A 24,531-nucleotide genomic window follows, 5' to 3' on the forward strand; every position below is an offset into this window, starting at 1 on the left:
CCTATTAAATTTTCCATTTTTTTCGAATGTCTAAATATCTTAAATACAAAGGATAATATAAATTAAAAAAATATTTTGGTGAATAACTATACCATCTTAATAGTTTACTAGATTTAAAAATATCTGATGATTTCTTAGCTATTTCAAAATAGTTATCAATTGCATCAACATATAACTGATAATATGGATGTCCAACTCTTATGTTATACTTTTTGAAATGTCCAATACCGACTAAAAATAACATATTCCCTACATAAGGTAACCAATTATCTTCTCTAAATTCCTCTAATAATTTTTCGCCAACCTTAAAAATATCAAGATTCTTTTCTGAATATGTCTGATTCATCGTACTAGAAGTATGATATCGATAATAATAACCAATATAGTCAATTTTTCTCATTTTATGAATATATTTTAAAGAGACGATTCCAGTATAAAAATCTTCATAAATTAAATTTTCTAAAAACGGAACTTTCTCCACTATTTTACGACGATAGAGTTTTGCGACAGGGCTCCAATTTACTCCATGATTAAAACATTGGTATAACGCTTCATTTGAATCCAATTCTTTAACATCAATTTCTTTTCCTTCGGAATTTAAACAATGAATATCCTCGGTTATATTACATTCTACAATATCAATTCCATCAAACATATGCTTATTTAATTGCGACAACAAATCAAACTTTACTATATCATCACTATCAATAAAAACAATGAATTCTCCTGTAGACTCAGCAACGCCTCTATTTCTTGCAATACTCTGCCCTTGGTTTTCCTGATTTATTAAGTGAAAACGAGTATCTTTCCTACAATATTCTTCACAAATTTCTTTTGAATTATCAGTAGATCCATCATTAACTAATATAACTTCAAAATTTGTATAAGTTTGTTTTTGGATACTTTCTAAACATTCTTTCAAATAGGATTCCACATTATAAACAGGTACAATTATACTAATCATTTTTGTTCATAGGCTCCTTCAGTTATAGTTTGTGAATCAACATTTTAAAATTATTCCATATTTTATCAATAAACTGATATACTGGATGAGTAATTATTGTAAAATATTTAGGTGCCATTAAATAAAGTCTTAGTAAACGGTATTTACAAACAACTTCTTGAGATTGCTTTGCAATAAAAGCACACTCTCTGATAAAATTTTCATATAAATCAACATAAGGGCTCCTCCTCGTGATTCCATCTCTTTGATAATGGCTAAGTCCAAGATAAAACATAAAGTATCCAATATACGGTAATAAATATCCATCATCTTGGAAAGATTCGATTAATTTATTTCCTACTGTAATAATATCTAAATTTTTCTCATTAAATGCTTGGGTCATAGTACTATTCGGACGAACTCGGTAATAATAACCTGCTAAATCAACGACAATTATTTTACGAATATGTTTTAAATAATTGATTCCTGTATAAAGATCTTCGTAAATATATCCCTCTAAAAATGGAACTTTTTCAACAATTTCTCTTCTATATAGCTTGGTAAAAACACAATACTTTACTTCTTTATAGCCAATACAATTAAGAATTGCTTCTGTTGATTTTCCTTCAAATATAATTCTGTTAGGTTCATTTTTTAATAATTCTTCTTTAATTTTAGTACTTTTGCATTCTACGATATCTACATCCGCCTTCATATAGGAGAATAATACTTCTACTATATTCTCTTTCACAACATCATCACTATCGACAAACATGATGTATTCGCCCATGGATTCTTTCACACCACGATTTCTGGCTACACTTTGACCTTGATTCTTTTGATTAATCAATCGGAAGCGATTATCTGTTTGGCAAAAATGCTCACAAATAGCTTGGGAGCCATCTGTAGAACCATCATTGACTAAAATGACTTCGATATCTTGATAGGTTTGCTTTCGAATACTCTCTAGACATTCTTCCAGATATTCTTCCACGTTATAAACTGGAACGATTACGCTAATCATTTTCCTCTTTCCCTCTTGAATGATACTGTTTCATTCTTCTATCTTGTCTTTCTGAATGTCATTTTTCCATTTCCATATAGAGTGATAGAAAGGAAATAGAATGGTGTTGTAATATTTTGGACACAGCTTATACAGTCTAATCATACGCGAACTTTTGGCTACCTCAGGATTTTTCTTGGTGATAGTTACATAGTCAGCCAATTTCTGATTATAGACATCTGCATAGGGATTCCCTTTTTGAATATAGTCTTGATAATGCATGGTTGCTACATGAACTAGGTATTTACCAATATAAGGAAGAAGTTCTTCCCTATCAGAATACAAGTCTATCAATTGGTCACTGACTGTAAATACATCCAAGTTTTTGGGAGTAAAGGTTCGATGCATGGTACTAGTTGCGTGTTGACGGTAATAATAGCCTACATAATCAATCTTAACAATCTTTCTGATGTATTTAAGCATACCAATTCCACTATAAATATCTTCAAAAATGAAGCCTTCTAAGTAAGGAATAGCTTCGACAATAGCTCTTCTATAAAGCTTTGTGACTGGATTGACACTTAGTAGGTGGTTAGGAACAACTTTCACTGCCTCTTCAGAATTTCCCTCAAAAAGAATCTTTATCTCTTGAGACTTCGCAGCCAAGAAATCCTTTTTATGCACGGTGAACTGACTTTCTACAATATCGACGTAGTCACTCATATAGTGCATTAAGGTTTCTAAATAATTCGGTAAGATGATATCGTCGCTATCTACAAATGCAATAAACTCGCCTCTTGAAGCTGCTACACCCGTATTTCGTGCAACACTTTGGCCTTGGTTGCTTTGATTGATTAATCGGAAACGCTTATCTGTTTGGCAATAACGTTCACAAATAGCTTGTGAGCCATCTGTAGAACCATCATTGACTAAAAGGACTTCAAGGTCTGTGTAGGTTTGGTTTTGAATGCTGTCTAAACATTCTTCCAGATAAGTTTCTACATTATAAACAGGTACGATTACACTAATCATTCTTTATCCTAACCTTATTTCCTTAATCCAATTTCATCCAAAAGTGTCTTTGTAAAATCTTTTTGAATGGCATTTACCTTGTTATTGACATTTTTTCGTTCGTCCATATAAGGATCTTCAGATTTCATGACACTCTCTAGAAAGTCTAATAAATCATGTGAATCACGAATGACACTACCCACCATTAAACTCTTCACATCTTCAAATACAAAACCTCGTTTTTCCTTGTATTCCTCATAATCATTAATGGTAAATGCAACGGGCCTATTTAATAAATAATAATCTAAAAATACTGAAGAATAATCTGTAATCAATGCACTGGTTGTTCCTAAAAAGGTATACAAAGTCCCATATTGCTCACTAATGATATCTTCTGTTAATAGATGAATGGTCGAAGCATTCATTTCGAATTGTAACCGAGATTCCTCAAGAGGGTGAAGTTTAATGTAAAGTTGATAGCCATAGTTTGAAAGTAGCTCTTCAATGTTTTGAAAGTCCTCTTCTTCTAAAGAAAATATCAATGCTGCTTGGCTATCATGATAGTTTTTAGAATTGCGGTAGGTTGGCATCCAGATGATTTTCTTCTCTTCTTTCCTTTTAAAGAGCTCATCATTACGAATATTGCCAACAAGAAGCATCTGCTCGTCCTTAGCATTAAAGGCTGCTTTCATGATTGGAGTAAATAAATCTGAAGAAGAGACTAATTTTGTAAAGAAATTATAGTCAATCTTTTCCATGCCAACTTCAAGATTGCCAATTTTTTTTAAGGGCATTCCATGCCACAAGTTGACAACCATCTGATTTGGAGCAGGCTTGATGGGATACTTGCCAAATGAATAGAAAAAATATTTAGATGTTAAAAAATAAAAGAAACCTCGATAAATTGAAACATACTTTACATCATTCTCTTTTTCTAAATGATAAAAATCATTTGAAGCACAAACAATTTCATAAGTTTCCTGATAGTCATTATCCACCAAATAGTGATAGAGGGTTCTAAGATTATCTCTAAACCCCCAATTAGAATAGAGAACAATTCTGTTCCTTTTCTTGGGAATCATTTTATTTATTTTATAAGTAAAATCACTTACTTTGAACAGTAAGGGTTTTAAATAGTTGATCATTCTCTTTTTAAACCTTGCTTATAAATTTCTTTTAAATTTTGAACATTTTCTTCGATGTCAAATCGCTTTAGGTGTTTATTCAGCTGTCGTTGCTTATCCTTGAAAGGCGCCTTTTCTATATAGTTTACCCATTTATCCTTATATAGAGGCATAGCTGTACAGAGTTCACCAACTATCTGAGTTGTTGGGTCAATCGTTTCATTCATGATAATATTGACTCCAGAACATTGAGCTTCTACCAGTACGATTGGGAAACCTTCATACAAAGATGGAAAGGCAAAAATATCAAAGGCTGAATAAAATTTATGAACATCTTCTCTTTTTCCTGTAAAGATAATATTCTTCAATTCCTTACTTTTTCCTTCTAGAATTGAACGATCTGGTCCTTCACCAACAAAGAAAAAAGTAACATCAGGCAATTCTTTAGCAATTTCAATCAAAAAATTCTGATTTTTGAAAGGATTTAAAATACCAATCATCCCAACTACTTTTTGATGTTCAGCTATATGAAACTCTTTGCGAATTTCTTCTCGAAAAGTTGGAGAAAACCGATACTTGTTGATGTCAATTGCATTTGGAAGGATTTGAAATGATTTCTTTCCAAATATTTTAAGACCAGCTAATTTGCCACAAGAGACACGATGAGTCGCATTTTTCAAAGCTAAAAAGACCAAAAATCGATTGCGAATACTTTTTAACCAAGTGTCTGAAAATTGGCTACTATGATTGTGGTAAATCCTAACTGGAACACCATTTTTTTGAGCATAGTAATTATGTATAAAAGCGGTTATAGGATTATGAACATGTAGAATGTCAATTTTATTATTTTCATAAAATTGACGGCACTCTCTCGCATAGGCAAATAGTTTAGAAATCTTTAGGGCTGGAAATACAATTCGTTTAATTTCTTTTTCATCTAGGTATTGATTAAATGGGAAATGAGCCTCTCCATTTGACTCTCCGACCATATATTCAAACTCTTGATCATCAGTTAGGATATGATTTTTGATAAAACTTTGTACCCCACTCATGGTATTCCTTACACCACCTGTTACATGTATGACCTGATATTTCATCCTAGTTCCCTTGATTCAAATCATTCTTTATTTTAGAGGTTGAAATTTCTTTGGTTCGTGATAGGTAGACAACCTCTATTCCAAAATCACTTAAATAATCAAATTTTCCCTGCCAATCTTCTCCAATGACAAACACATCAGCATGATACTTTTCTATGTCTGAGATTTTTTGATCCCAATTTTCTTCTGGTATGACGAGATCCACATATCTGATAGCCTCTAATAGAGATTTTCTTTCTTCGTAATCAAAATAACATTCTTTATTTTTTTCTAGTCTATTAAATTCATTGGTGGATAATCCTACAATCAGATAATCTCCCAAGGCTTTTGCCCTTTTTAAGAGATTAATATGACCGTAATGCAATAAATCAAATGTTCCGTATGTAATGACTCTCTTCATATCTTCCTAATCACCTCTACATCTTCTCTCATTTTTTTCTGATAGACCCATTTCCTAACTGAATTCGGAAGAATTCGAACCGCATTACGAAGGAAAATATTTCTAAGAAATTCTACTAGACTAATGTCTCTTCTACGATAAAAATCTAATTGGAGCATAAAGTCAGTCTTTACATACAGGAAACCACCTCTACGTAGGTAGCTGGAATCATTTGTTTGCATAACAACTAAAGGTTCCTGGATATTCAAAAAATCCTTAGTTGGATTATCATGTAACAATCTCATTGTGAGGTCATAATCCTCTAGGTAACGGAATTTACTATAATTACCAGCCTTCAAGATATACTCTTTTTTCATCATACTCGATGGATTATTAAAGGGATTTCTCATTTTCGAATATTGACGAATTTCGGCTGTAGTTTCTGGTACTTTCTTTAAGGCGGTAAACTCTGTATTCTTCTCTAGAATATTGGAACCAACCATGATGAGGTTGGGATTTTTTTCAAAGGCAGCTAATTGCTTCTCAAACCTTGTTTCTAGAGAATAGTCATCACTGTCCATTCTTGCAATGAATTCTGTTTGACATTGATTGACTCCAAAGAGGGAAGCTGGTCCAGAGCCTAGGTTTTTAGGTAAATGAAAAACCTTTAAAATCGGGATTTCTCTCTGCAACTTTTCGATTTCTCTATCTAGCTCTTCTGGCAATGTACCATCACAAACTAAAATGATTTCTGTTGGTTTAATGGTCTGATGATAAGAGCTTAGTAAACTTTTCCTTAAATTTCTAGGAGTTTCTTTTTTATATACTGTAGTTAAAACTGAAAATTTCATTTTATAACTCCTAAACCTAATTTCCAAATAACCAATCTACAATAACCGAACGGTAGGGAACGACATGGTACCAGTCAGTTTTAAAGTAAACAATGACTAGAAAGATTGAAGCATAAACCAATATCACCAAATAAAATAAAATCCACTGAACTTTTTTTTCACCTATTTTAGATAAAATCATGGGGATATATAGGCAAATAAAGGGGGTAAAGTAGTGTGCGAATCTACCAAAAAGGCTTGTTTGCAAAGTTGACGCGGTTAGTAAAAAGGTGATAAAGAATAGACTTCTTATATATTCTTCTTCAGTAGATAATTTTTTCTTTCTAATCACTAGTTCTCCCAAAAGCAGAACTATACCATACCAAATTGTTAAAAATACGGGTGCCCATTTATTGCTTTCTAAAAACCATGATGATTCCAGATAGGAAGTATACTGAGGAAAGAAAGAAATAAAGGTAGTGGCAATTTGTTTGATAAAAGGAAAGATGATAAGAAATAAAATGAACACAAACTGGTATGCTCTTTTGTTTAAAACGATTTTTTTAAGGGGGAAAAACAAGAGGCAGACGATACCAGATGTATGAAATAAGGGAGTTAATAAGATGAATATTGATGCTAAAATCTTCTTGTTTTTTACTAAGTAGTGAAATCCTAAAAAACTTAAAGCGATTGCTAGACCTTGTCTGATATTTGATAAGGAATAAAAAAAGAGTCCTAATGAGCTGAGGTAAATCAATAAACTCATGTAAACATTTTTAGAATGCTTATAAAGAACAAAAAACCAGAAAAATAAGGTTATAAAGGCATAGGCAAACAATAAAAATGTATAGTGAGAACTGAAGTTTCTTAGAAAAATATTACTTACTAAATAACCAATTTCAAATCGAGAACGAAATAGATTTGATAAATCCGGAAGTTGTAAGTCATTTGATTCAAAAATATGGATATAGGTTCCTAAATCTCCTCCTACACTAGAAGTACGAAAACCTGCAATTATTATAAAAAATAAAAAAGTTGGAAAAACAAGAAATCTTAACTCTTGTTCTTTATCCTCATATTTTAATGAGAAAAAGGCCAGGAAAGAGATATAGACGAACATTAAAAGATAGATTGTCATTTTTCCTCCCCTGCCTTTCAAATAGTTAGTTTAATTTAATAATAGTAATAATAGGTATCTTTATGTGAATCAATTTTATTCATTACAACTCCGAGTAATCTAGCTCCTACGTGATCTAATCGTCGTTTTGCTTCTATCACTTGACGCCGTTTTGAGCTCTTGATGTCTACTACCAGAAGGGTGGCATCAGCAATGCTGGCTAAAACTTGAGCATCCGTTGCTGCCAGCAAGGGAGGTGTATCGATAATGACATAGTCATAAAAATCCTCAAATGCTCTTAGTGTTTCTTCCATAGAAGAACTAGCTAACATCTCAGATGGATTAGGTGGAACAGGTCCTGAGGTCAGTACATCTAAATTTACATCATTTATCGTTAAATGATTAATGGAATCTACACCTGACCTTTTTAATAAAAAAGTGCTTAATCCCTCAGTATTGTTTAAGTCTGTTAATTTATGTTGGGTTGGTTTACGCATATCTGCGTCTATGATAATCACTTTTTTCCCTTGTTGAGCCAAAGAGGCAGCAAGATTGATACTGACTTCACTCTTTCCTTCGTTAGGATTGGCGCTTGTAATAACAATCAATTTGATATTTTTTCCGAATTCTGAGAACTGAAGATTACTTCTTAACGTTCTAAAGGACTCAGCTACGAGAGATTTGCTGTTATGGATAACTTCTATATACACGTTAGACACCTTTCCTCTTTTTCTCTATAGTGGGTATCATCCCAAGAACAGGTGTCCCCACTAACTCTTCTAAATCTTCATAAGAATCAATTGAGTCACTTAATACATACTTAATGAAGATAATGTTAAATCCTATGAAAGAAAATACTAGAATAGATACAAGAAGATTCTTCCATAAAACTGGGTAAACTGGAGAGCTACTTCCCAATGCTTCTGTTACAACTGATAAATTATCCCGTCCTAATCTGTCTGCTGTAAATTTTTTATACTGAATGACATACTCTCTTATGTAACGATCAGCTAATTCTCTATCGAGAGCTCTTACGGTTACTGTTACCAACTGAGAACCTGAGTCGTTTGTTAATTTAACAGACTGGATTTTTGAAATTTCCTCTGGAGATAAGTCTAGAGCTTTGTTCGTCTCCTCTTTAACAGGAGGTAAATCGGCTATTTCTAGATAAGTTTTAGTTTGTCTCTGAAAGAGATTAAGAGCTTCAATTGTCTGCGCATCTGTACTTTGTCCGGAACCATTTTTCATAATGAGTTTGGATTGAAGACTATAAACAGGTGAGATAATAAAAACAGTATATAGACCAACTGCTACAGTTCCTATCAATGTAAAAAGGATTAGAAACAGAAATTTACTCTTAATCAAAGTAAAAATCCTATTGATATTTTTGTTGAAAATAGTCATATTTTACTTTTGTCCTTTACTTATTTTCTTAGTATAAATTATCTTGAGCCGTGTCCGGTAAAAATCACTTTAATAGTTTTTAATAAAATAAGCCAATCCAATCGAAAACTTTCATGCTCAATATAGTATTTGTCATATTTTAATTTTTCATTTGGTGTTAAATCGTAGCCACCATTCACTTGCGCCCATCCTGTAATTCCTGGAGGAATAGCCAAACGATCATTAAAATCTGGAATATACTTTAAAAATTCGTTAACGAATTCTGGTCTTTCTGGTCGAGGCCCGATAAAAGACATCTCTCCTTTAATGATATTAATGATTTGTGGGAATTCATCAATTCGGGTTCTTCGTAGAAATTTTCCAACTTTAGTAATCCGATGATCGTCCTTAACTGCCCATTGATGCCCATCTTTTTCTGCATCTAAATACATGGAACGTAGTTTATACATTATAAATTTTTGCCCATTTATACCAACCCGTTCTTGCATGTAAATGGGATTGCCACTTGATTCTAAAACAATAAAAATACAAGCAATGAGACAAATAGGGGCCATAAACACTAAAGAAAAAATTGAAAAAATAAGTGAAACTATTCTTTTAACTTTTCTATACATCATTGTATTCCCCCCTTTCTTATGAAGAAAATATTGAAACATATACATATCTTAAATCTGTTTTAAAATTCCAATTTTGCGTCATAAGACTAAATTAGATGAGTTTCTTCCATGTGTTTCAAACATAGTTTTACTATAAGTAAAGACAATTGTTGAACTCATAGTGAAAAATCTTTGCTGATCAGGAGTTAGACTTCTGATTTTGCAGTTACTTTATTATCGAAACCGAAAACATCGAGAAACAGGAGATTTATTATTTTAGAACACTAGTTTAGAAAATTCAGAATTTTCACAAGTAATCGAAAACATCGAGAAACAAATGAATGATTTTATATTTCTATATATTTAAATGCTAAACACATACAAAAAATAGGTTTTAATTTGTCTAGTTATCTAATGTTATTATACTATAAATATTGGATTTAAGCTACTTTAAACATAAAGTAACAATAGATTTTACACATTATATAGTATAATAAAACATATATAAATAAGTTTCGTTATGTTTTTCAATAAATCTTTTGATAATAATAAAGTAACACCTACCATGGAATTTCCACGGTAGGTGTTAGTTATATCAATAATCGTTCTAAAAATGGTTTAATACAGTTGATAAGAATTCCTTCTATCCAACTTTCTTGTGCTGAGGATAGAATGTCTGCCTGGAGGCTTTCTTTTAGAAAATCTCGAACTTGTTCTGGTGCGATTTCAAATTCAAAGGCTTTCATTTTATAGAAAAATTCGATGAGATGGTCTGACAGATATTCAGTTGAAAATGGCACTTCTCCACTTTTTCGATATTCTAATAAGAGCCTAGAAAATCGGGCTTTTTCTTCAGGGAGCTCACGAAAATAGGAATTGAGGAGCCAGGTCTGCTTCTGCTTTCTTTCAATTGGGTCTTGACCAGCTATTCGTTGGTCTTTTTCCAGCTCTTTTTGGTATTGTTTGGCCTTGATAGCCCGTTCTGTTCGATTTTTACCAAAAAGAATTTTCTCCCACTTGCGTTCTTCTTGGGTCAGGGTTTCTGTAAAGCCAAAGTAATCCTGATAAGCACGCTCCGCTGGGCCCATGGCTAGTACAAGATTGTCTGCATATTGCTTGGCGATTCTATCTCTTTTCTTGCGCTCTTTCTCTGCCTTGATACGGAGTTCCTGTTCGTAGTCAATTTTTTCCTTACCTAGTTTGACAATGTAGAGTTGGTCATCCGGTTTTCCAAGTAAAAAGGGCTTGATACACTTTTCAAGAACTTCCTCCATACGAGCCTTCTTCTTGGGCTCTGCCTTGGTCCAACTTCCTCCTTGAAAGACTTCTAGGAAGAGCTGGTAGTCTTTCTCAGGTGAGAACTGATTTCCACGATTGGGTTTAAAAACACCTTTTTTCCAGAGCCACTTTAGAAGTCGCTCGTCAAAGTCACTTTTGTTAACCTTGATTTTTTCCTTTTTCTGTGCTTTTCTGGTCAAATTTTCAACCTTTCTGAGCAGTTTTTCTTCCTCTTCCAATTGCTGGTCAAGAGACAATCGATGAAAATGACGAACACAATCGCTACCAATCGGAAAGAGGCGTTGACCTGTGACGCCGTTAAAGAGTTCGTAAGCGTACTTGATGGCATTTCCACAGACGCAATTGCTACGGCCGATACCGTTAAAAATCAAGGAAACTTCATTCCATTCCTTGGTAGCTTGTTCCCAAGTATCAGCTTTTGAAGCCTGTAAAACCGCATCATGCAGGGATTTTCTAACTGGAAGTGTCATGAGGTCTCCTTTCTAGATTATACTTTTACAACTTGAACTTCGTCTTTACCGAGTAAAATCAAGTATTTGTCAATATTTTCAATAGAATAGGCTCGAGATAAAGCCTCTCCGTATAGGGCTAACTGACCATGATAGCGAGCAATGAGTTGACTTGGCTCATCATAGCGGTCTGTCTTGTAGTCGAACAGAACAATTTTGTCTTCGTAAAGTAGATAGCCATCAAGGATACCACGGACAACAAAGTCTTCCTGACTCTTTTGGTCTCGTTTGAGCATGGAGAAAGGTTGCTCGCGATAAAGATGGTTGGTATTAGCGAGAATTTCCTGACCGAGTGCTGTGTCAAAGAATGCAAGAATTTTAGCAAGATTGATCTTGTCTCTAACAGCTGGACTGGTTTGAACTTGTTTGAGAGTTCCTGTCAGGCTAACAAGTGTTGGTCGCTGACTGAGGTCAATTCTCTGCATGAGTTCGTGGGTAGCACTACCAATCTCAGTTCCTGTTACCTTTTCTTTGGTTGAAAAATCTGGTAAATCAAAACTGATTTTCTTGTCTACTGACTGACCTTGACCAGCAATCTCAACACCTTCCATATCCATAACTGGTTCGTAGAATTTCTTGATTTGACTTGGGGTTTGAACACTTGGCAATTCAATAGCTGCGCGGTGAAGAGTATTATATACTTCCACTTCTTTCAGCATTTCAAGAGCTTCCTTAATGATTTCTGACTGGCGATTGTCTGCTTGGGAGCTATCTTGGAGAGGACTCTTGTTTTCCAACTGACCGATAGCTTCTGTAGTCAGCTGATCTTCACCAACAAAACGATAGCTAAAGTTGAGATGATCCTTGGCAAATACTTTACTGATAGCCCAAATCCAATCTTGGAAATTCTTGGCTTGCAGTCTAGTGTTGCTATTTAGTTTTCCATTTTTAGCTGCTGGGTATTCCTTGGCTTCCAGCTTTTCACGAGAACCCTTACCGACAAGATAAAGCTTTTTCTCAGCTCGCGTCATGGCAACATACAGCAGACGCATTTGTTCTGAATAACTTGCCAGCTGTAATTCCTCTTCATTCTGCATATAGGTCAGGCTAGGAATAGAGAGCTTGATGGTTTTAGGATAGTGATCTTCCACTGCTCCTGTCTCCATTTTAGCAATATATTTGACACCAAGACCATTCTGACGACTGAGAATGACTTCTGACATAGAGTCTTGCTTGTTGAAATCTTGATCCATATTGAGGATAAAGACGTAAGGAAACTCTAGTCCTTTACTCTTGTGGATAGTCATGAGCTCTACTGCATCTTTTGGCGGTGCGACGGCCACGCTTGCAAGATCGTGCTTGGCTTCTAAAACTTGGTTAATCATACCAATAAAACGAGACAAGCCCTTGAAATTGCTCTTTTCAAATTGATCAGCACGCAGTGCTAGGGCATAGAGATTGGCCTGTCTAGCAGGACCATTTGGCAAAGCCCCAACATAATCGTAGTAAAAACGGTCGTTGTAAATCTTCCAAATCAAGTCATAGAGGGAGTGGGTTTTGGCATACAAGCGCCAAGAATCCAAGATATCCATGAATTGATTTAGTTTTTCAGCTAGTGTTGAGTGAATTAACTCTTTCTGGCTTGTTGGCTGTTTTTGAGCATTTACTAGTTTCTCATAGAGATTTTCTTGGACTTTATCCTCTGCTTTCTGAAGGGACAAACGTGCTAACTCATCCTCATCAAAACCAAACATTGGAGACTTCATAAGGGCAACCAAGGCGTAATCTTGCAGGGGATTGTGAATGACACGAAGGGTGTCTAGCATGACTTGCACTTCTAGGGATTGAAGATAATTATTTTGCTCTCCGTCAGTTTTGACAGGAATTCCGTACTCAGACAGGGCGAGAAGAATCTGGTCATTACGACTGCGACTGGAGGTCAGAAGGGCGATTTCTTTAAAGGCAACACCTTGTTCCTGATGGAGTTTAAGAATCTCCTTGATAACCAGGCGCATTTCTCCTGTTAGTTTCGTTTCTGTTTGACTCTCGTCTTCCTCACCTGTATCGTCCTTGTCATAGAGAAGAAATTCTGCCTTGTTGTCTGGATTGGGAGTCAGCTTGGTATTGGCAAAAACAAGTTGGTGCATGCTGTCATAGTTGATTTCGCCGACCTCTTGGTCCATAAGGCATTCAAAAACATCATTGGTTACTGACAGAACTTCTGAACTGCTACGGAAATTTTCCTTGAGGAGAATCAGCTTTCCTTCTTGGGAATCTTGCGCATAGCGTTGGAACTTTTCATTAAAAATCTGCGGATCTGCCTGACGGAAACGATAGATAGACTGCTTGATATCTCCCACCATAAAGCGGTTGTGGCCATTAGAAAGTAATTCCAACATCCGTTCTTGAATATGGTTGGTATCCTGATACTCATCGACCATGACTTCATGGAAGCGCTCCTGATAAGCCTCACGAACTTGCGGGAAATTCTCTAAAATCTCAATGGTGTAATGGCTAATATCAGCGAATTCAAAGGCGTTTTCCTGACGCTTACGTTCACGATAAGCTTCCACAAAATCACTCATGAAGGTTTGGAAAGTCTTAGCTAGTTCCCAGGTATCTCCATGATAACGTTCTTGATAGTCGAGAATGGTTATCTGGTCTGACAGTTGTCCTAGTTTAGCAAACTGGGTCTTTCTCTCTTCGTTGTAGGCATCGGCCAGTGGCTTCAAATCAGCCTTACGGCTGGCATTAGTCAGAGATCGACCGTTTTTCTCTTTCGAAATTGCGACAACACGCGCAAGCATCGCTTGATAATCCTGACTATCGGATTCCTGATTCAAGGAGCCAATTTCATCCAGAATCAACTGGACATTTTCTAAATAAGCTGCCTTGGGAAACTCCTTGGCATCATTATCCAGATGATAACGGAAAAAGCTTTCCAAATCCCAAAGGGCTTGCTGGATTTGTGTGGTCAGTTTTTCTTTTTCACTGCTAAAATCAGCTTTCTCAAAGCCTTTGAGGAAAGATTCACTCAGCCATTTCTGAGGATTGCTGGTGGATTGGAGGAAGTCATAGATTTTATAGACTTGCTGGCGTAGCCCTCGTTCATCTTTTCCACGTCCAGCAAAGTTTTTCAGCAAATGACTAAACTTCTCTTTCTGTTTGCTTTGGTAATGCGCTTCAAAGACCTCATGGAAGACTTCGTTTTTTAGAAGAAGTTGCTCGCTTTGGTTTTGTAAAATACGGAAATTAGGCGCAATATCAATCAGATAGCCATGTTTACCAAGGAATTTTTGTGTGAAAGAGTCCATGGTTCCGATGGCAGCGTTGGGTAGATCAGCCAACTGACGACCCAAGTGTTGTTTGAGGTCGACATCGCTGCTTTCTTGGATTTGCTTGCTGATTTTTTTCTCTAAACGTTCCTTAAGCTCTGTGGCAGCCTTAACGGTAAAGGTTGAGATAAAGAGTTGACTGATTTCCACTCCACGCGCTAATTGATCTAGAATGCGCTCTGCCATGACAAAAGTCTTCCCAGAACCAGCCGATGCTGAAACGAGGATATTCTGACCAGAAGTGTAGATGGCTTCAATTTGCTCGGCAGTTTTCTTTTGTTCCTTGCTCGAATTTGCTTCTGCGTCTTGCAATTTTTGAATTTCCTTCTCAGTTAAAAAGGGAATAGGCTTCATCGATTCAACTCCTCTCTTATTTTTTCAAACCAAGCTTGCTTGAGTTTTTCTCCGACCAGACGCTTGCCATCAGTTAAGTCCAACTTTTCTAGGAAACGGGCTTGCCCCAAATGGTAATTGGCTTCAAATCCTGTGATGGCTTGATGTTGCTGAACATACGGTGCAATACTTCTGCCATTTTCAGTATAAGGGTTAATGGCGAACTGACCTTCTAAAATCTTCTCAGCAGCTTTCTTGTAAAGATGGGCATTGTAGTCCAGTAGGAGCTGGAATTCCTCCTCCGTCAGCTGATTGGCTTTATTTTTATTGTAAAATTCACCCAAATGACTGCTTTCTTTTTCTAAAAAGAGGCCTTGGTATTTCATTGACTTGCTAGCTTCTACTACTGCACCTGCCAGACTTTTAACGGACATCAAAGATTGGACAGGCTCAGCCATTTCCAAGTACATGGCACCAAAAAAGTTCTGCTCCCCTTCTCTTTTTAAGGCAGCTAGATAGGTTGGCAGTTGGGAATTAAGCCCGTTGAAGAAATGAGGAAACTGGAACTGGGTCAGACTGGATTTGTAGTCTACTACTCCTATCGATCCATCAGCTTTCAAACGGTCAATTCGGTCCACCTTGCCTCGTACAAAGACACTGCGCCCATTGTCCAATTGAATAAAGGCCTGCTCTTTTCCACCAAAATTTGCTTCTTCTTTGATGGTTTCGATGGCTGGATTGTGTCGGAGAATATGTCCAGTTGTCCGCGCCACATCAAGCAGAACTTCCTTGGTAAACTGGGCTTCCAAACTTTCCTGATAAATAGCCTCAAATTCGCGTTCTTGACTGGTTTCTTGGATAGCTTGTTCTAGACGGTGGTCAAAGGAATCTTCATCAGGCAACTGCAAGGCACGTTCAAAGATACGGTGCAAGAAATTTCCGTGACTGCGGGCATCAGGACGTAGGCGCAATTCCTCCTGCAAGCCTAACACGTAGCGGAGGAAATAACTGTATTCATTGCGGTAAAACTCCGTCAAACCAGAGGTAGACAGGTAAAATTCCTGTTCAGCAGGATAGAGAGCCTGTAAGGTGTCCTTTGCTAAGGGTTTACTGCTTGGGCTGGTTGGGAGGGCTGGATTTTCCAGACCTTGCTGTTCTAGTTTTTTACCCATCACACGCGCCAGAACCTTGACAAAGGTCAAATCTTGCTCAGTCTCACTCATCTCGCCCTGCTGGTGATAGGCAACCAGACTAGACAAAAGACTATGATAGGACCCAATATTTTCCTTAGACAGCCCTTTGTGATTCATCCTCTTCTCTTTCCGACTAAATCCAAAATGGACCAACTCTTGAAGATAGGCAGATTCCTTACTTTCACTTTCGTTAAAAAGGCTTGGAGCCGACAAGACCAACTGCTTACGAGCAGAATTGACCAAGGAAAGCATAGTATAGCGATTTTTCTTGAGATTTTCACTGCTGGCAATCAGCAATTGTGCCCCTTCCTCCGTCGCTTGGTTTAAGCTTTGTCTTTCTTCATCTGTCAAAATACTGGTATTTTGCGCAATTTTTGGTAAATTGTCCTGAGTCAGCCCAATGGCATAGACAAAGTCAGCAGTCAGAGGGGCAATCAAATCATAGCTCTGTACCAGAACGGTATCTACTGTTGCTGGAATGGTGCGATACTGAGATAGGCTCATTCCAGAATGAAGCAAGGCAAGAAAGTCCTCTAGACTAACTGATGAACCAGCAAAAACAGTCGCAAATTGTTCTAAAACATGGCAGAATGCCTTCCAAACTTCAGTCTGTCTTTCCTGCTCTAGGGTTTTCATGGTAGCTGTTAAATCTTGTAACTGCTTGGTCACCTCTCCTTCTTTTAGAAAGCTATTCCATTTTTGTAGGAGATTTTCAGCCTTTTGTTTTCGACTGGCAAAGAGGGTTTCAAGAGGTGTTAAAATACGCAGACGAAGAGCATTTAAACGTTCCAAATTAAATTTTCCATGGTGGGATTTGGTAAAGGTTTGCTGAAAGGCTGGTAAGCCATTGATACCAAGATAGCGGATATATTGCTCAAAAGCATCAATATCAGCCTGATTAAGATCGGTATATAGACCTGTTCTAAGAAGGTTTATCAAATCCTCCTGACGGAAACGATAGCGTTTTAAAGCTAAAATAGACTCGACAAACTGAGTTAAAGGGTGGTGCGCCATGGATTCGCTTCTACCAAGATAGAAAGGAATCTGATACTGGTCAAAAATGGTTTTGAGAGATAACTGGTAAGAAGCTACATCCCCCAAGAGAATACGAAAATGCTTGTAGCTCAGGTCTGGATTTGCATGTAATCGCTGACGAATACTCCGAGCCACCAGCTCCAGCTCTTCCTTTTGTGTCAAACAAGACCAGATTTGCAGGTTTTCACGGTCCTTCTCATCGATCTCCAAAGTGAGGTCTGAAAAGTCATAAGAAGACTCCAGCAAACGAGAGGCCTTGTCAAAACTATCCATCTTTTCATGAGTTTGAGAACAATCCAGAGCAGGAGTTTGGTATTTAGAGGCTAGATGATGGAGAAACTCCACACTGGCTTGGTAGAGATTGCCTTCGCTAAAAGCGCTAGTATAGGCTTTCTTACTAGCATAGGCTCCAATGACAATCTCAACACCCTTACCATGAAGTAGGTCCACAATTCGCTCTTCCTCAGCAGAAAAACGGGTAAATCCATCAATAATCAAGGCTATTTGAGTAAAATCACTACTTACCTTGTCATTCTCAATAGCCTCAATCAAATGAGACAATTGACTTCCCTGAGCCAACTGCCCCTGATTGAGATAAGCCGTTACCTTCTCAAAAATCAAGAGTAAATCTGCCCGCTTATCCTCATCCGTCAAATTTTCCAAGTCCAAAAAACTCATCTGAGCAGTCGCTATCTCATGATAAAGTTCAATCAACCGCTGGATAAATTGAGGATCCTGCTTGATAGCTCCATAAACACGTAAATTCTTAGGATCAAGTTCCGCAAGGCACTTATAAAAAGCCATCCCAAGACCGATGTCATCAAGACTGGTCTTAGTAGGCAAGTCATTCAAAATCAGGTAACGAGCCATTTGAGCAAATCGCGTGACGGTAATCGCAAAAGAAGCCTGCTGGGGCAAGCATTCCAGCACGGCACGTTCCTTTTCAAAAGAAAGGGAGTTAGGAGCGATATAGAAGACCCGCTTGCCAACAGCAACTAGCTCTTCCGCCTCTCTGGTTAGAACCTCAGTCAAAGAAGTCCGAATATCAGTATAAAGTAATTTCATCTCTGCCTCGTTGGAATTTTTCATTACCCTATATTATACCATGATTAGCCACCCAAGTCTGAAAATAATCAGTTCTTGCTCATCTGTTGAAAAGAAAATGCCGGAAAATTCCGACATTGTTTTAGTAAGCTAACTTCCTGAAAATAGGAGTAACCATAAGTTCCAGAAGGCAGTGATATTGATGAGGATATGAACCACTATTGGATAGTAGAGACTTTTTGTCATGCGATACAATATAGCCAAAATAAGACCTCCACTAGCATAAATGAAAAAGGCAAGAGGTGTTAAAGCGAAATTGATATGAATACAACCGAAAATAATGGCAGAAAGCAAGACATCTCCGTACCAAGGTGAGTTTTTGAAAAAGGTTGTCATAAGCACACCTCGATAAATCAATTCCTCAGCAATAGGGCCGATGAAGCAAACTATGAGCAAGAAATAGGGTAATTCCTGTCTCCCTATCATTTCTATCGTTTCATTCAAAGAGATTTGATTTGAAGACGAGGGTATGAAATAAGACAAGAGGAAGTCGGACATATACGAAATGATATAGCCCAGTAAAAGGTAGATAAAGTACCTCAAGTGCCACTTGAAATGAAAAGTTTTCTTTCTTGAAAAAACTAGTAGATAGATGACTGCTGACAAAAGAACTCCACTTTCCATCAAAAGTAGAATCTGAAAAAACTCACGACTTGCTGGTAGATAGGGCTTTGCGAGGTGATTGAAAAGCTCCCAAAACCAAGTTGATTTGTAAAAAATTAAGGACAATGCTAGTAAAATCTGAATAATCCGTTTTTTTATATTAAATTCTCTGTTTTCCTTGACTAGATTATTGAATATTAACTGTATAACAAGTTTAGTATAGCATATCTTTTCGAAATATCCTCTTCAAATCATAAATTGTCATCAAAACATCCTAAACTGTAAAATCAATTAGCCCCAATATTCCTATCAATTTCTTCTCCAAAATATGCTATAATAATACCAAAAGAAAAAGAAGGAAGTCTTATGATTAAACTACTAGCCTTGGATATGGACGGAACCCTCCTCAATGAAGCCAAGGAAATCCCACAAGCTCACATTACTGCTATTCACCAAGCTATTGAAAAAGGTGTCAAACTGGTTCTCTGTACAGGTCGCCCGCTTTTCGGTGTCCTCCCCTACTATCAAAAACTGGGGCTTGACCTCCAGAATGAGTATGTAATTGTTAACAACGGTTGCTCAACTCACCAGACAAGTGATTGGAGTCTGGTTGATTGGCAAGAACTCAGTCCAGCAGACATCGAGTACCTCTATGACCTAGCTGAAAAAAGTGATGTTCAGTTAACTCTTTTTGATGAGGAGCATTATTTTGTCCTCGGTGGCAAGCCTAATGAAATTGTTCAAAATGATGCCAAGCTAGTCTTTTCAGACCTGACTGAAATTTCCCTTGAGGAAGCTACCAGTGGTAAGTACCGTATGTTCCAAGGTATGTTTTTGGGTACAAAAGAGCAAACAGACGATTTTGAGGAGCGCTTTGCTGGGGAACTCTGTCAACGATTCAGTGGCGTTCGTTCGCAGCCTGTCATTTATGAAGCTATGCCACTTGGAACGACAAAGGCTACTGCTCTTTCACGACTGGCAGAGATTTTGAATATCGAGCCATCAGAAATTATGGCTATGGGCGATGCTAATAACGATATTGAAATGCTCCAGTTTGCAGGACTTGGCATTGCAATGGGAAATGCCAGCGATTATGTCAAATCCCTAGCTGATGCCGTTACAGCAAGCAACGAAGAAGACGGTGTTGCGCGTGCCATTGAGAAATATATTTTATAATTAAGAAGCCCAGTTCGTGTCAACTGGGTTTTGATATTTAAGAATTCTTAAAACTTTAGAAACTCTTTAGAAATACTTGAGTTTTCTTTGATTTCTATGCTTTATACTAAAGTTAACAAAATAAATCAAAAGGAGAGAATCATGAAAACAGTACTCGACATTCATGGATTGTCCAAAAACTTCGACAAACAAGCTATTCTTCAGGATCTTCATCTAACGATAAGAGAGGGAGATATTTATGGACTTATCGGAAAGAATGGAGCTGGGAAAACTACCTTGATAAAAATCATTACGCAACTACTGTTTGCAGATAAAGGGACTGTTTCCCTCTTCTCTAGCCAAACGGAAAATGAGTGGACCAAGGCTCTATCTAGAGTAGGTTCTGTTATCGAATCACCCGTAGCCCATAATCACTTAACAGCCTATCAAAATCTGAATTATTATTGTATGATACGCCATATTCCAAATGCTGATCAAGTAATTCGAGAAACGCTGGACTATGTAGGTTTGCCAGATACAGGTAAGAAAGTCTTTCGTGATTTCTCGCTAGGAATGAAACAAAGACTTGGTATTGCCATTGCCCTTCTATCTAAACCAGACTTCCTGATATTAGATGAACCTATCAACGGTCTCGACCCAATCGGTATCAAAGAATTTCGCCTCATGATTCAACGGCTCAATCAAGAAAAAGGGATCACCATTCTCATCTCTAGCCATATCTTGTCAGAACTCTATCTCCTAGCTAATCGTTTTGGTATTTTAGATCAAGGCAAGATTATCCGTGAAATCAGCAAAGCTGAATTTGAAACACTAAGTGAGGATTATATTGTGCTTAAGACAGCCGACCAAGAGAAAGCTTGTCAAGTATTGAAAGAACAAATCCAGCTCCAGTTCAAGGTTGTTAATCCTGAAAACGAAATTCACATCTTTGGTCAGGAACAAGATGTCAAACAGATTCTCAAGGAATTAACCTTGGCAGATGTTGCCATTGACGAGATTTACTATGCCCGTCAAAACCTAGAAGAATACTTCACTCAATTGGTCCAATAGGAGGAAAATCATGATACATACCATTCAAGCAGACTTTTACCGTCTTTTCCGCTCCAAAGGATTCTGGATTACAGAATTCATTCTCTTTGTCCTCTTGCTACTGGGTGCCACTATCGGGGCTACTGGCCATCTGATGGCAATCCAGACAGAAGAACCAGAAATTCCAACCCATGGTTGGGACGGTATTCAAGCTCTTATCAATGCGTCTAGCAATGATTCAAACCTTGTTTTTCTCTGCATTATTCTAACATGTTTAGTTCTTGGGGTCGATCTAATCGGCAAGCTTTATAAAAATAGTTTGACAGTTGGCGTTTCTCGTACAGAATTTTTCTTCGCTAAATCCTTTGTACTAGCAAGCATCGCTCTCTTGCAACTCATCGCCAGCCTTGTGATTGCTTTTGTTCCCTCAACTCTACTAAACGGACTTGGTACGATACCTGATGGTTTTGTTACTAATCTCCTCTCAATGATTTTCCTTCAATTTCTCTGCCTTCTCGCTTGGCTTTCGATTATTTCCTTTATTCTCTACCTGACTCATTCTTATCTTGCCGTATTTATTGGTTATCTGATTAGCTCTATCATCCTTTCTATGCCAATGATCATTTTTCCAAATATCAAATATTTACCATATTTGTCCTTGCATTTTTCCTATGCTATGACTGCTAATAGTGAATCCATTTTCTATACCCTTATAGTTACCTTAGCTGTTATTGTAATCTTTAATCTAAGTGGACTGGCAGTTTTCAAAAAGAAAAGCCTATAAAAAATGACCTCCTCTAGCCTACAGAGGAGGTTTCTTTTTGTTAAAAATAAATGAAAACCGACAACCATTTCCCATCTGTGCTTAGTTTCATCTCTGTACCGAGAAGATGACATAATTCCTCAGTGATATAAAGGCCTAAACCAGAGGATTCTTCCGTATCAGATAGATTTTCAGAATAAAAACGGTTGCTGAGATTTTCTATTTTTTTGATGGGCTGTTTAACAAGGTTTGCAATCTCTAAGACAAGCTGTGCCTTTTCCTTTTTCAAAGATAGCCGCGCTTCTTCCTTGCCATGTTTGAGGACATTTCCAAGCAAATTTTGTAAAATGCGATCCAGCAAGTTTTCATCAGTCCTCATTTTTAAATCATCTTCAACCTTAAAATCAAGCGTGATATTTGCCGCCTGAAAAACATCATAATAAGCCAAAGTCTTTTTGGTGATAAAAGCTGAAAGATTCACTTCTTCCAGTTTCGGTTTGACAGCTCCTTCCATCAAACGACGATATTCTAGGAGAGCCTCCAAACGTTTAGAAACTAAATCAAGATGCTGGGCTACTTTTTGTAAGGTTTCTGCTTTGTCTTCAGGAGATTTTATCAATTGTTGGGTGTATCCTGAAGCGATAGTCAGAGGGGTCCGAATATCATGGGCGATATTGCTGATGGCCATATCCAGAGTCTGCTTTTCCCTTTTCATCACCAATCGAGATTGCTCTACTTCCTGAAATAGATTCTCAATTTGCTGGTAGAGATGTAAAAAATGTTTGGAAAAAATGCTAACCCCTACTCTTTTCATACTACCCGTAAGAATCTTGTCTTCAATCTGTTGACTCAAGTTTTTAAGTGCTATATGGTAGCGAATCAATACAATCGATAAAATAATTAGGAGTATCAGTAGAACAAAGATTATCATGTAGGTCATTGCTTGTCTCCTTTTAATCTTACCCCAACTCCCCAGATGGTTTCAATATATTCTTGATTTGGGTCAAGCTGGTTTAATTTTTTACGAAGATTACTCAAATGCGTATTGAGAGTATTATCTCCAGGTAGGTAGCTATCCTCCCAGACCAATTCATAAAGTTCTACCTTGGTGAAAATTTTCTTAGGATGTTTGAGGAGAGTTTGGAGAATCAAGCATTCTTTCTTGGCAAGGCGAATCGTTTTCTGGCTATTTTTAATTTCAAAACTTTCTGCATCAAACTGGATATTTTTCAAGTTTAGTGGCAGATTTTCAGTTTTTTCTATTTTCACAGGCTGTTTTTCTGCACTTTGGCGTAATTGAACAGTAACTCTGGCAAAGACTTCGTCCAAATCAAAAGGTTTGACTATGTAATCATTGGCACCGTCTAAGAGGTATTGACTGATTAACTTCTTATCGCTCAAAGCTGTTAGCATAATGACTGGAGTTTGACTTTGTTCCCTGATAGCTTTTAAAACCTGATCCCCATTTTTCCCAGGAAGCATGATATCTAGTAAAACGAGGTCAATCCCACCTTGGTCAAAAAGCATGATTCCTTCTGTACCGGAAAAGGCTTGAATCACCTCATGCTCCTCAGTAAGAAGTGTTCGTAAAATCTCTTGAATGTCACTATTGTCTTCAATAACCAATATCCTAGCCATAAACACCAACCTTTCTGCAACTATTATAGCATTTTTATTGATAAAGCTTAAACAGAAAAAGCTCCTCGCATAAAAGTGCGAGAAAGCCTTAGAGGGTTAAAATATAAAATCCACTTACTAGATAACATTGTATCCTTATAGTTGCTAGTGAAAACGAGTCTAGCAGAATGAATCTCTCATTTCTCTCCTACTAGTCCGTAATACGTTGATACATTTCTGGTCTTCTATCTCGAAACAAGCCCCAGTTTAGGCGTTCGCTTGCTCCCTTATCTAGGTCATAAGTAGCTAACAGAACAGCTTCAGCTTGTCTTTCAGCTTGCTCTAGAATAGCTCCTGTTTCATCCGTCATAAAGGATGAACCGTAGAAGTCAAGACTGGAACTCTGTCCACCATTTTCCTCACTTGGAGTGACTTCTTCCAAACCATGGCGATTGGCTGCAATAACTGGGACAATATTTGCTGCTGCGTGCCCTTGCATGGTACGTTGCCAATGACCGCAACTATCTGTATCCAAAATCGGCTCTGAACCGATGGCTGTAGGATAAAAGAGCAATTCAGCACCATTTAACGCAAGACAGCGGGCTGTTTCGGGGAACCATTGATCCCAACAGATACCAATACCAATCTTGGCATACCGAGTATCCCATACCTTGAAACCAGTGTTACCAGGCGTGAAATAAAACTTTTCTTGATAATAATGATCATCTGGTATGTGGGTCTTTCGATAAACACCCAGCACTTCCCCATCTGCATCAATGACAGCAATAGAGTTATATAAGACATTGCCATCTTTTTCATAGAAACTGATCGGTAAAACAACTTGTAGTTCCTTAGCAATCGCCTTAAAATGCTGAATGGCAGTATTTTCTGTCACCGATTGGGCATGCTGGTAGTAGTCATACTGACGTTCCTGACAGAAATAGGGACGTTCAAATAACTCGGGCAAGAGAATAATTTGTGCACCTTGTTCTGCAGCCTGACGTACTAAACGCTCTGCGGTTTGGATATTTGTTGCCACATCCTTAGCGCATTGCATCTGAATGGCTGCAACTCTTACATTTCTCATCTTT

Annotated in this window: 21 protein-coding genes; 3 read left to right on the forward strand and 18 right to left on the reverse strand. The window is 37.2% G+C overall.

Features of this window, described 5'->3' with window-relative positions:
• Nucleotides 1–4: 4 nt before the first annotated feature.
• From ACLNCW_RS02810 to ACLNCW_RS02880, 15 genes are all read right to left on the reverse strand, one after another.
• Nucleotides 5–964, reverse strand: coding sequence for a glycosyltransferase family 2 protein (locus ACLNCW_RS02810; protein ID WP_049544607.1), 960 nt, complete (start codon nucleotides 962–964; stop codon nucleotides 5–7).
• 22 nt (nucleotides 965–986) lie between these two features.
• Nucleotides 987–1,967: a glycosyltransferase family 2 protein gene (locus ACLNCW_RS02815; protein WP_049544608.1), complete on the reverse strand. Its 981-nt coding sequence runs from the start codon at nucleotides 1,965–1,967 to the stop codon at nucleotides 987–989.
• Between the two features lie 30 nt (nucleotides 1,968–1,997).
• Nucleotides 1,998–2,978: a glycosyltransferase family 2 protein gene (locus ACLNCW_RS02820; RefSeq protein WP_049544609.1), complete on the reverse strand. Its 981-nt coding sequence runs from the start codon at nucleotides 2,976–2,978 to the stop codon at nucleotides 1,998–2,000.
• Nucleotides 2,979–2,992: 14 nt separating this feature from the next.
• A complete protein-coding gene (locus ACLNCW_RS02825; protein WP_247953034.1) occupies nucleotides 2,993–4,102 on the reverse strand; it encodes a CDP-glycerol glycerophosphotransferase family protein in 1,110 nt (369 codons plus the stop codon).
• Nucleotides 4,099–5,178 (reverse strand): glycosyltransferase, encoded by a 1,080-nt coding sequence (locus ACLNCW_RS02830; RefSeq protein ID WP_247953035.1) that lies wholly within the window; start codon nucleotides 5,176–5,178, stop codon nucleotides 4,099–4,101. The genes ACLNCW_RS02825 and ACLNCW_RS02830 overlap by 4 nt, the downstream gene beginning before the upstream one ends.
• A 1-nt stretch (nucleotide 5,179) precedes the next feature.
• A complete protein-coding gene (tagD, locus tag ACLNCW_RS02835) occupies nucleotides 5,180–5,578 on the reverse strand; it encodes a glycerol-3-phosphate cytidylyltransferase (RefSeq protein WP_424845331.1) in 399 nt (132 codons plus the stop codon).
• Complete coding sequence (locus tag ACLNCW_RS02840; RefSeq protein ID WP_424845332.1) at nucleotides 5,575–6,408, reverse strand: glycosyltransferase; 834 nt, start codon at nucleotides 6,406–6,408, stop codon at nucleotides 5,575–5,577. The genes tagD and ACLNCW_RS02840 overlap by 4 nt, the downstream gene beginning before the upstream one ends.
• A gap of 16 nt (nucleotides 6,409–6,424) precedes the next feature.
• A complete protein-coding gene (locus ACLNCW_RS02845) occupies nucleotides 6,425–7,525 on the reverse strand; it encodes an EpsG family protein (RefSeq protein ID WP_424845333.1) in 1,101 nt (366 codons plus the stop codon).
• Between the two features lie 35 nt (nucleotides 7,526–7,560).
• Nucleotides 7,561–8,223 (reverse strand): CpsD/CapB family tyrosine-protein kinase, encoded by a 663-nt coding sequence (locus tag ACLNCW_RS02850; RefSeq protein WP_424845334.1) that lies wholly within the window; start codon nucleotides 8,221–8,223, stop codon nucleotides 7,561–7,563.
• Nucleotides 8,216–8,908, reverse strand: a complete 693-nt coding sequence (locus ACLNCW_RS02855; RefSeq protein WP_261014461.1) for a YveK family protein — start codon at nucleotides 8,906–8,908, stop codon at nucleotides 8,216–8,218. The genes ACLNCW_RS02850 and ACLNCW_RS02855 overlap by 8 nt, the downstream gene beginning before the upstream one ends.
• 38 nt (nucleotides 8,909–8,946) lie before the next feature.
• Entirely contained in the window at nucleotides 8,947–9,525 is a 579-nt protein-coding gene (locus tag ACLNCW_RS02860; protein ID WP_033686967.1) for a sugar transferase, read from the reverse strand.
• A 569-nt stretch (nucleotides 9,526–10,094) separates the two neighbouring features.
• Nucleotides 10,095–11,273 (reverse strand): hypothetical protein, encoded by a 1,179-nt coding sequence (locus ACLNCW_RS02865; protein WP_424845335.1) that lies wholly within the window; start codon nucleotides 11,271–11,273, stop codon nucleotides 10,095–10,097.
• 17 nt (nucleotides 11,274–11,290) lie between these two features.
• A complete protein-coding gene (gene addA, locus ACLNCW_RS02870) occupies nucleotides 11,291–14,941 on the reverse strand; it encodes a helicase-exonuclease AddAB subunit AddA (protein ID WP_424845336.1) in 3,651 nt (1,216 codons plus the stop codon).
• The gene (rexB, locus tag ACLNCW_RS02875) at nucleotides 14,938–18,213 is read right to left on the reverse strand and encodes an ATP-dependent nuclease subunit B (RefSeq protein ID WP_424845337.1); all 3,276 of its coding nucleotides are present in this window, start codon (nucleotides 18,211–18,213) and stop codon (nucleotides 14,938–14,940) included. The genes addA and rexB overlap by 4 nt, the downstream gene beginning before the upstream one ends.
• A gap of 129 nt (nucleotides 18,214–18,342) precedes the next feature.
• Nucleotides 18,343–19,014, reverse strand: a complete 672-nt coding sequence (locus ACLNCW_RS02880) for a CPBP family intramembrane glutamic endopeptidase (protein ID WP_203213217.1) — start codon at nucleotides 19,012–19,014, stop codon at nucleotides 18,343–18,345.
• Between the two features lie 207 nt (nucleotides 19,015–19,221).
• Between ACLNCW_RS02880 and ACLNCW_RS02885 the strand changes: the two genes are divergently transcribed.
• From ACLNCW_RS02885 to ACLNCW_RS02895, 3 genes are all read left to right on the forward strand, one after another.
• Nucleotides 19,222–20,031 carry a Cof-type HAD-IIB family hydrolase gene (locus ACLNCW_RS02885; protein ID WP_084949852.1) on the forward strand — a complete coding sequence of 270 codons (810 nt, stop codon included), beginning with the start codon at nucleotides 19,222–19,224 and terminating at the stop codon, nucleotides 20,029–20,031.
• A 141-nt stretch (nucleotides 20,032–20,172) separates the two neighbouring features.
• A complete protein-coding gene (locus tag ACLNCW_RS02890; protein WP_424845338.1) occupies nucleotides 20,173–21,081 on the forward strand; it encodes an ABC transporter ATP-binding protein in 909 nt (302 codons plus the stop codon).
• Nucleotides 21,082–21,091: 10 nt separating this feature from the next.
• Nucleotides 21,092–21,844, forward strand: a complete 753-nt coding sequence (locus tag ACLNCW_RS02895; RefSeq protein WP_045611665.1) for an ABC transporter permease — start codon at nucleotides 21,092–21,094, stop codon at nucleotides 21,842–21,844.
• A gap of 40 nt (nucleotides 21,845–21,884) precedes the next feature.
• On the opposite strand, the gene ACLNCW_RS02900 is transcribed toward ACLNCW_RS02895, so the two are convergent.
• From ACLNCW_RS02900 to aguB, 3 genes are all read right to left on the reverse strand, one after another.
• Nucleotides 21,885–22,763, reverse strand: a complete 879-nt coding sequence (locus ACLNCW_RS02900; protein ID WP_424845339.1) for a sensor histidine kinase — start codon at nucleotides 22,761–22,763, stop codon at nucleotides 21,885–21,887.
• Nucleotides 22,760–23,461 (reverse strand): response regulator transcription factor, encoded by a 702-nt coding sequence (locus ACLNCW_RS02905; RefSeq protein WP_049510700.1) that lies wholly within the window; start codon nucleotides 23,459–23,461, stop codon nucleotides 22,760–22,762. Before ACLNCW_RS02905 ends, ACLNCW_RS02900 begins: the two co-directional genes overlap by 4 nt.
• A gap of 190 nt (nucleotides 23,462–23,651) precedes the next feature.
• The gene (gene aguB / locus ACLNCW_RS02910; RefSeq protein WP_261010910.1) at nucleotides 23,652–24,527 is read right to left on the reverse strand and encodes an N-carbamoylputrescine amidase; all 876 of its coding nucleotides are present in this window, start codon (nucleotides 24,525–24,527) and stop codon (nucleotides 23,652–23,654) included.
• Nucleotides 24,528–24,531: the final 4 nt, after the last annotated feature.

The organism is Streptococcus sp. CL6.22, from assembly GCF_049738055.1.
GTDB lineage: Bacteria > Bacillota > Bacilli > Lactobacillales > Streptococcaceae > Streptococcus > Streptococcus mitis_DJ.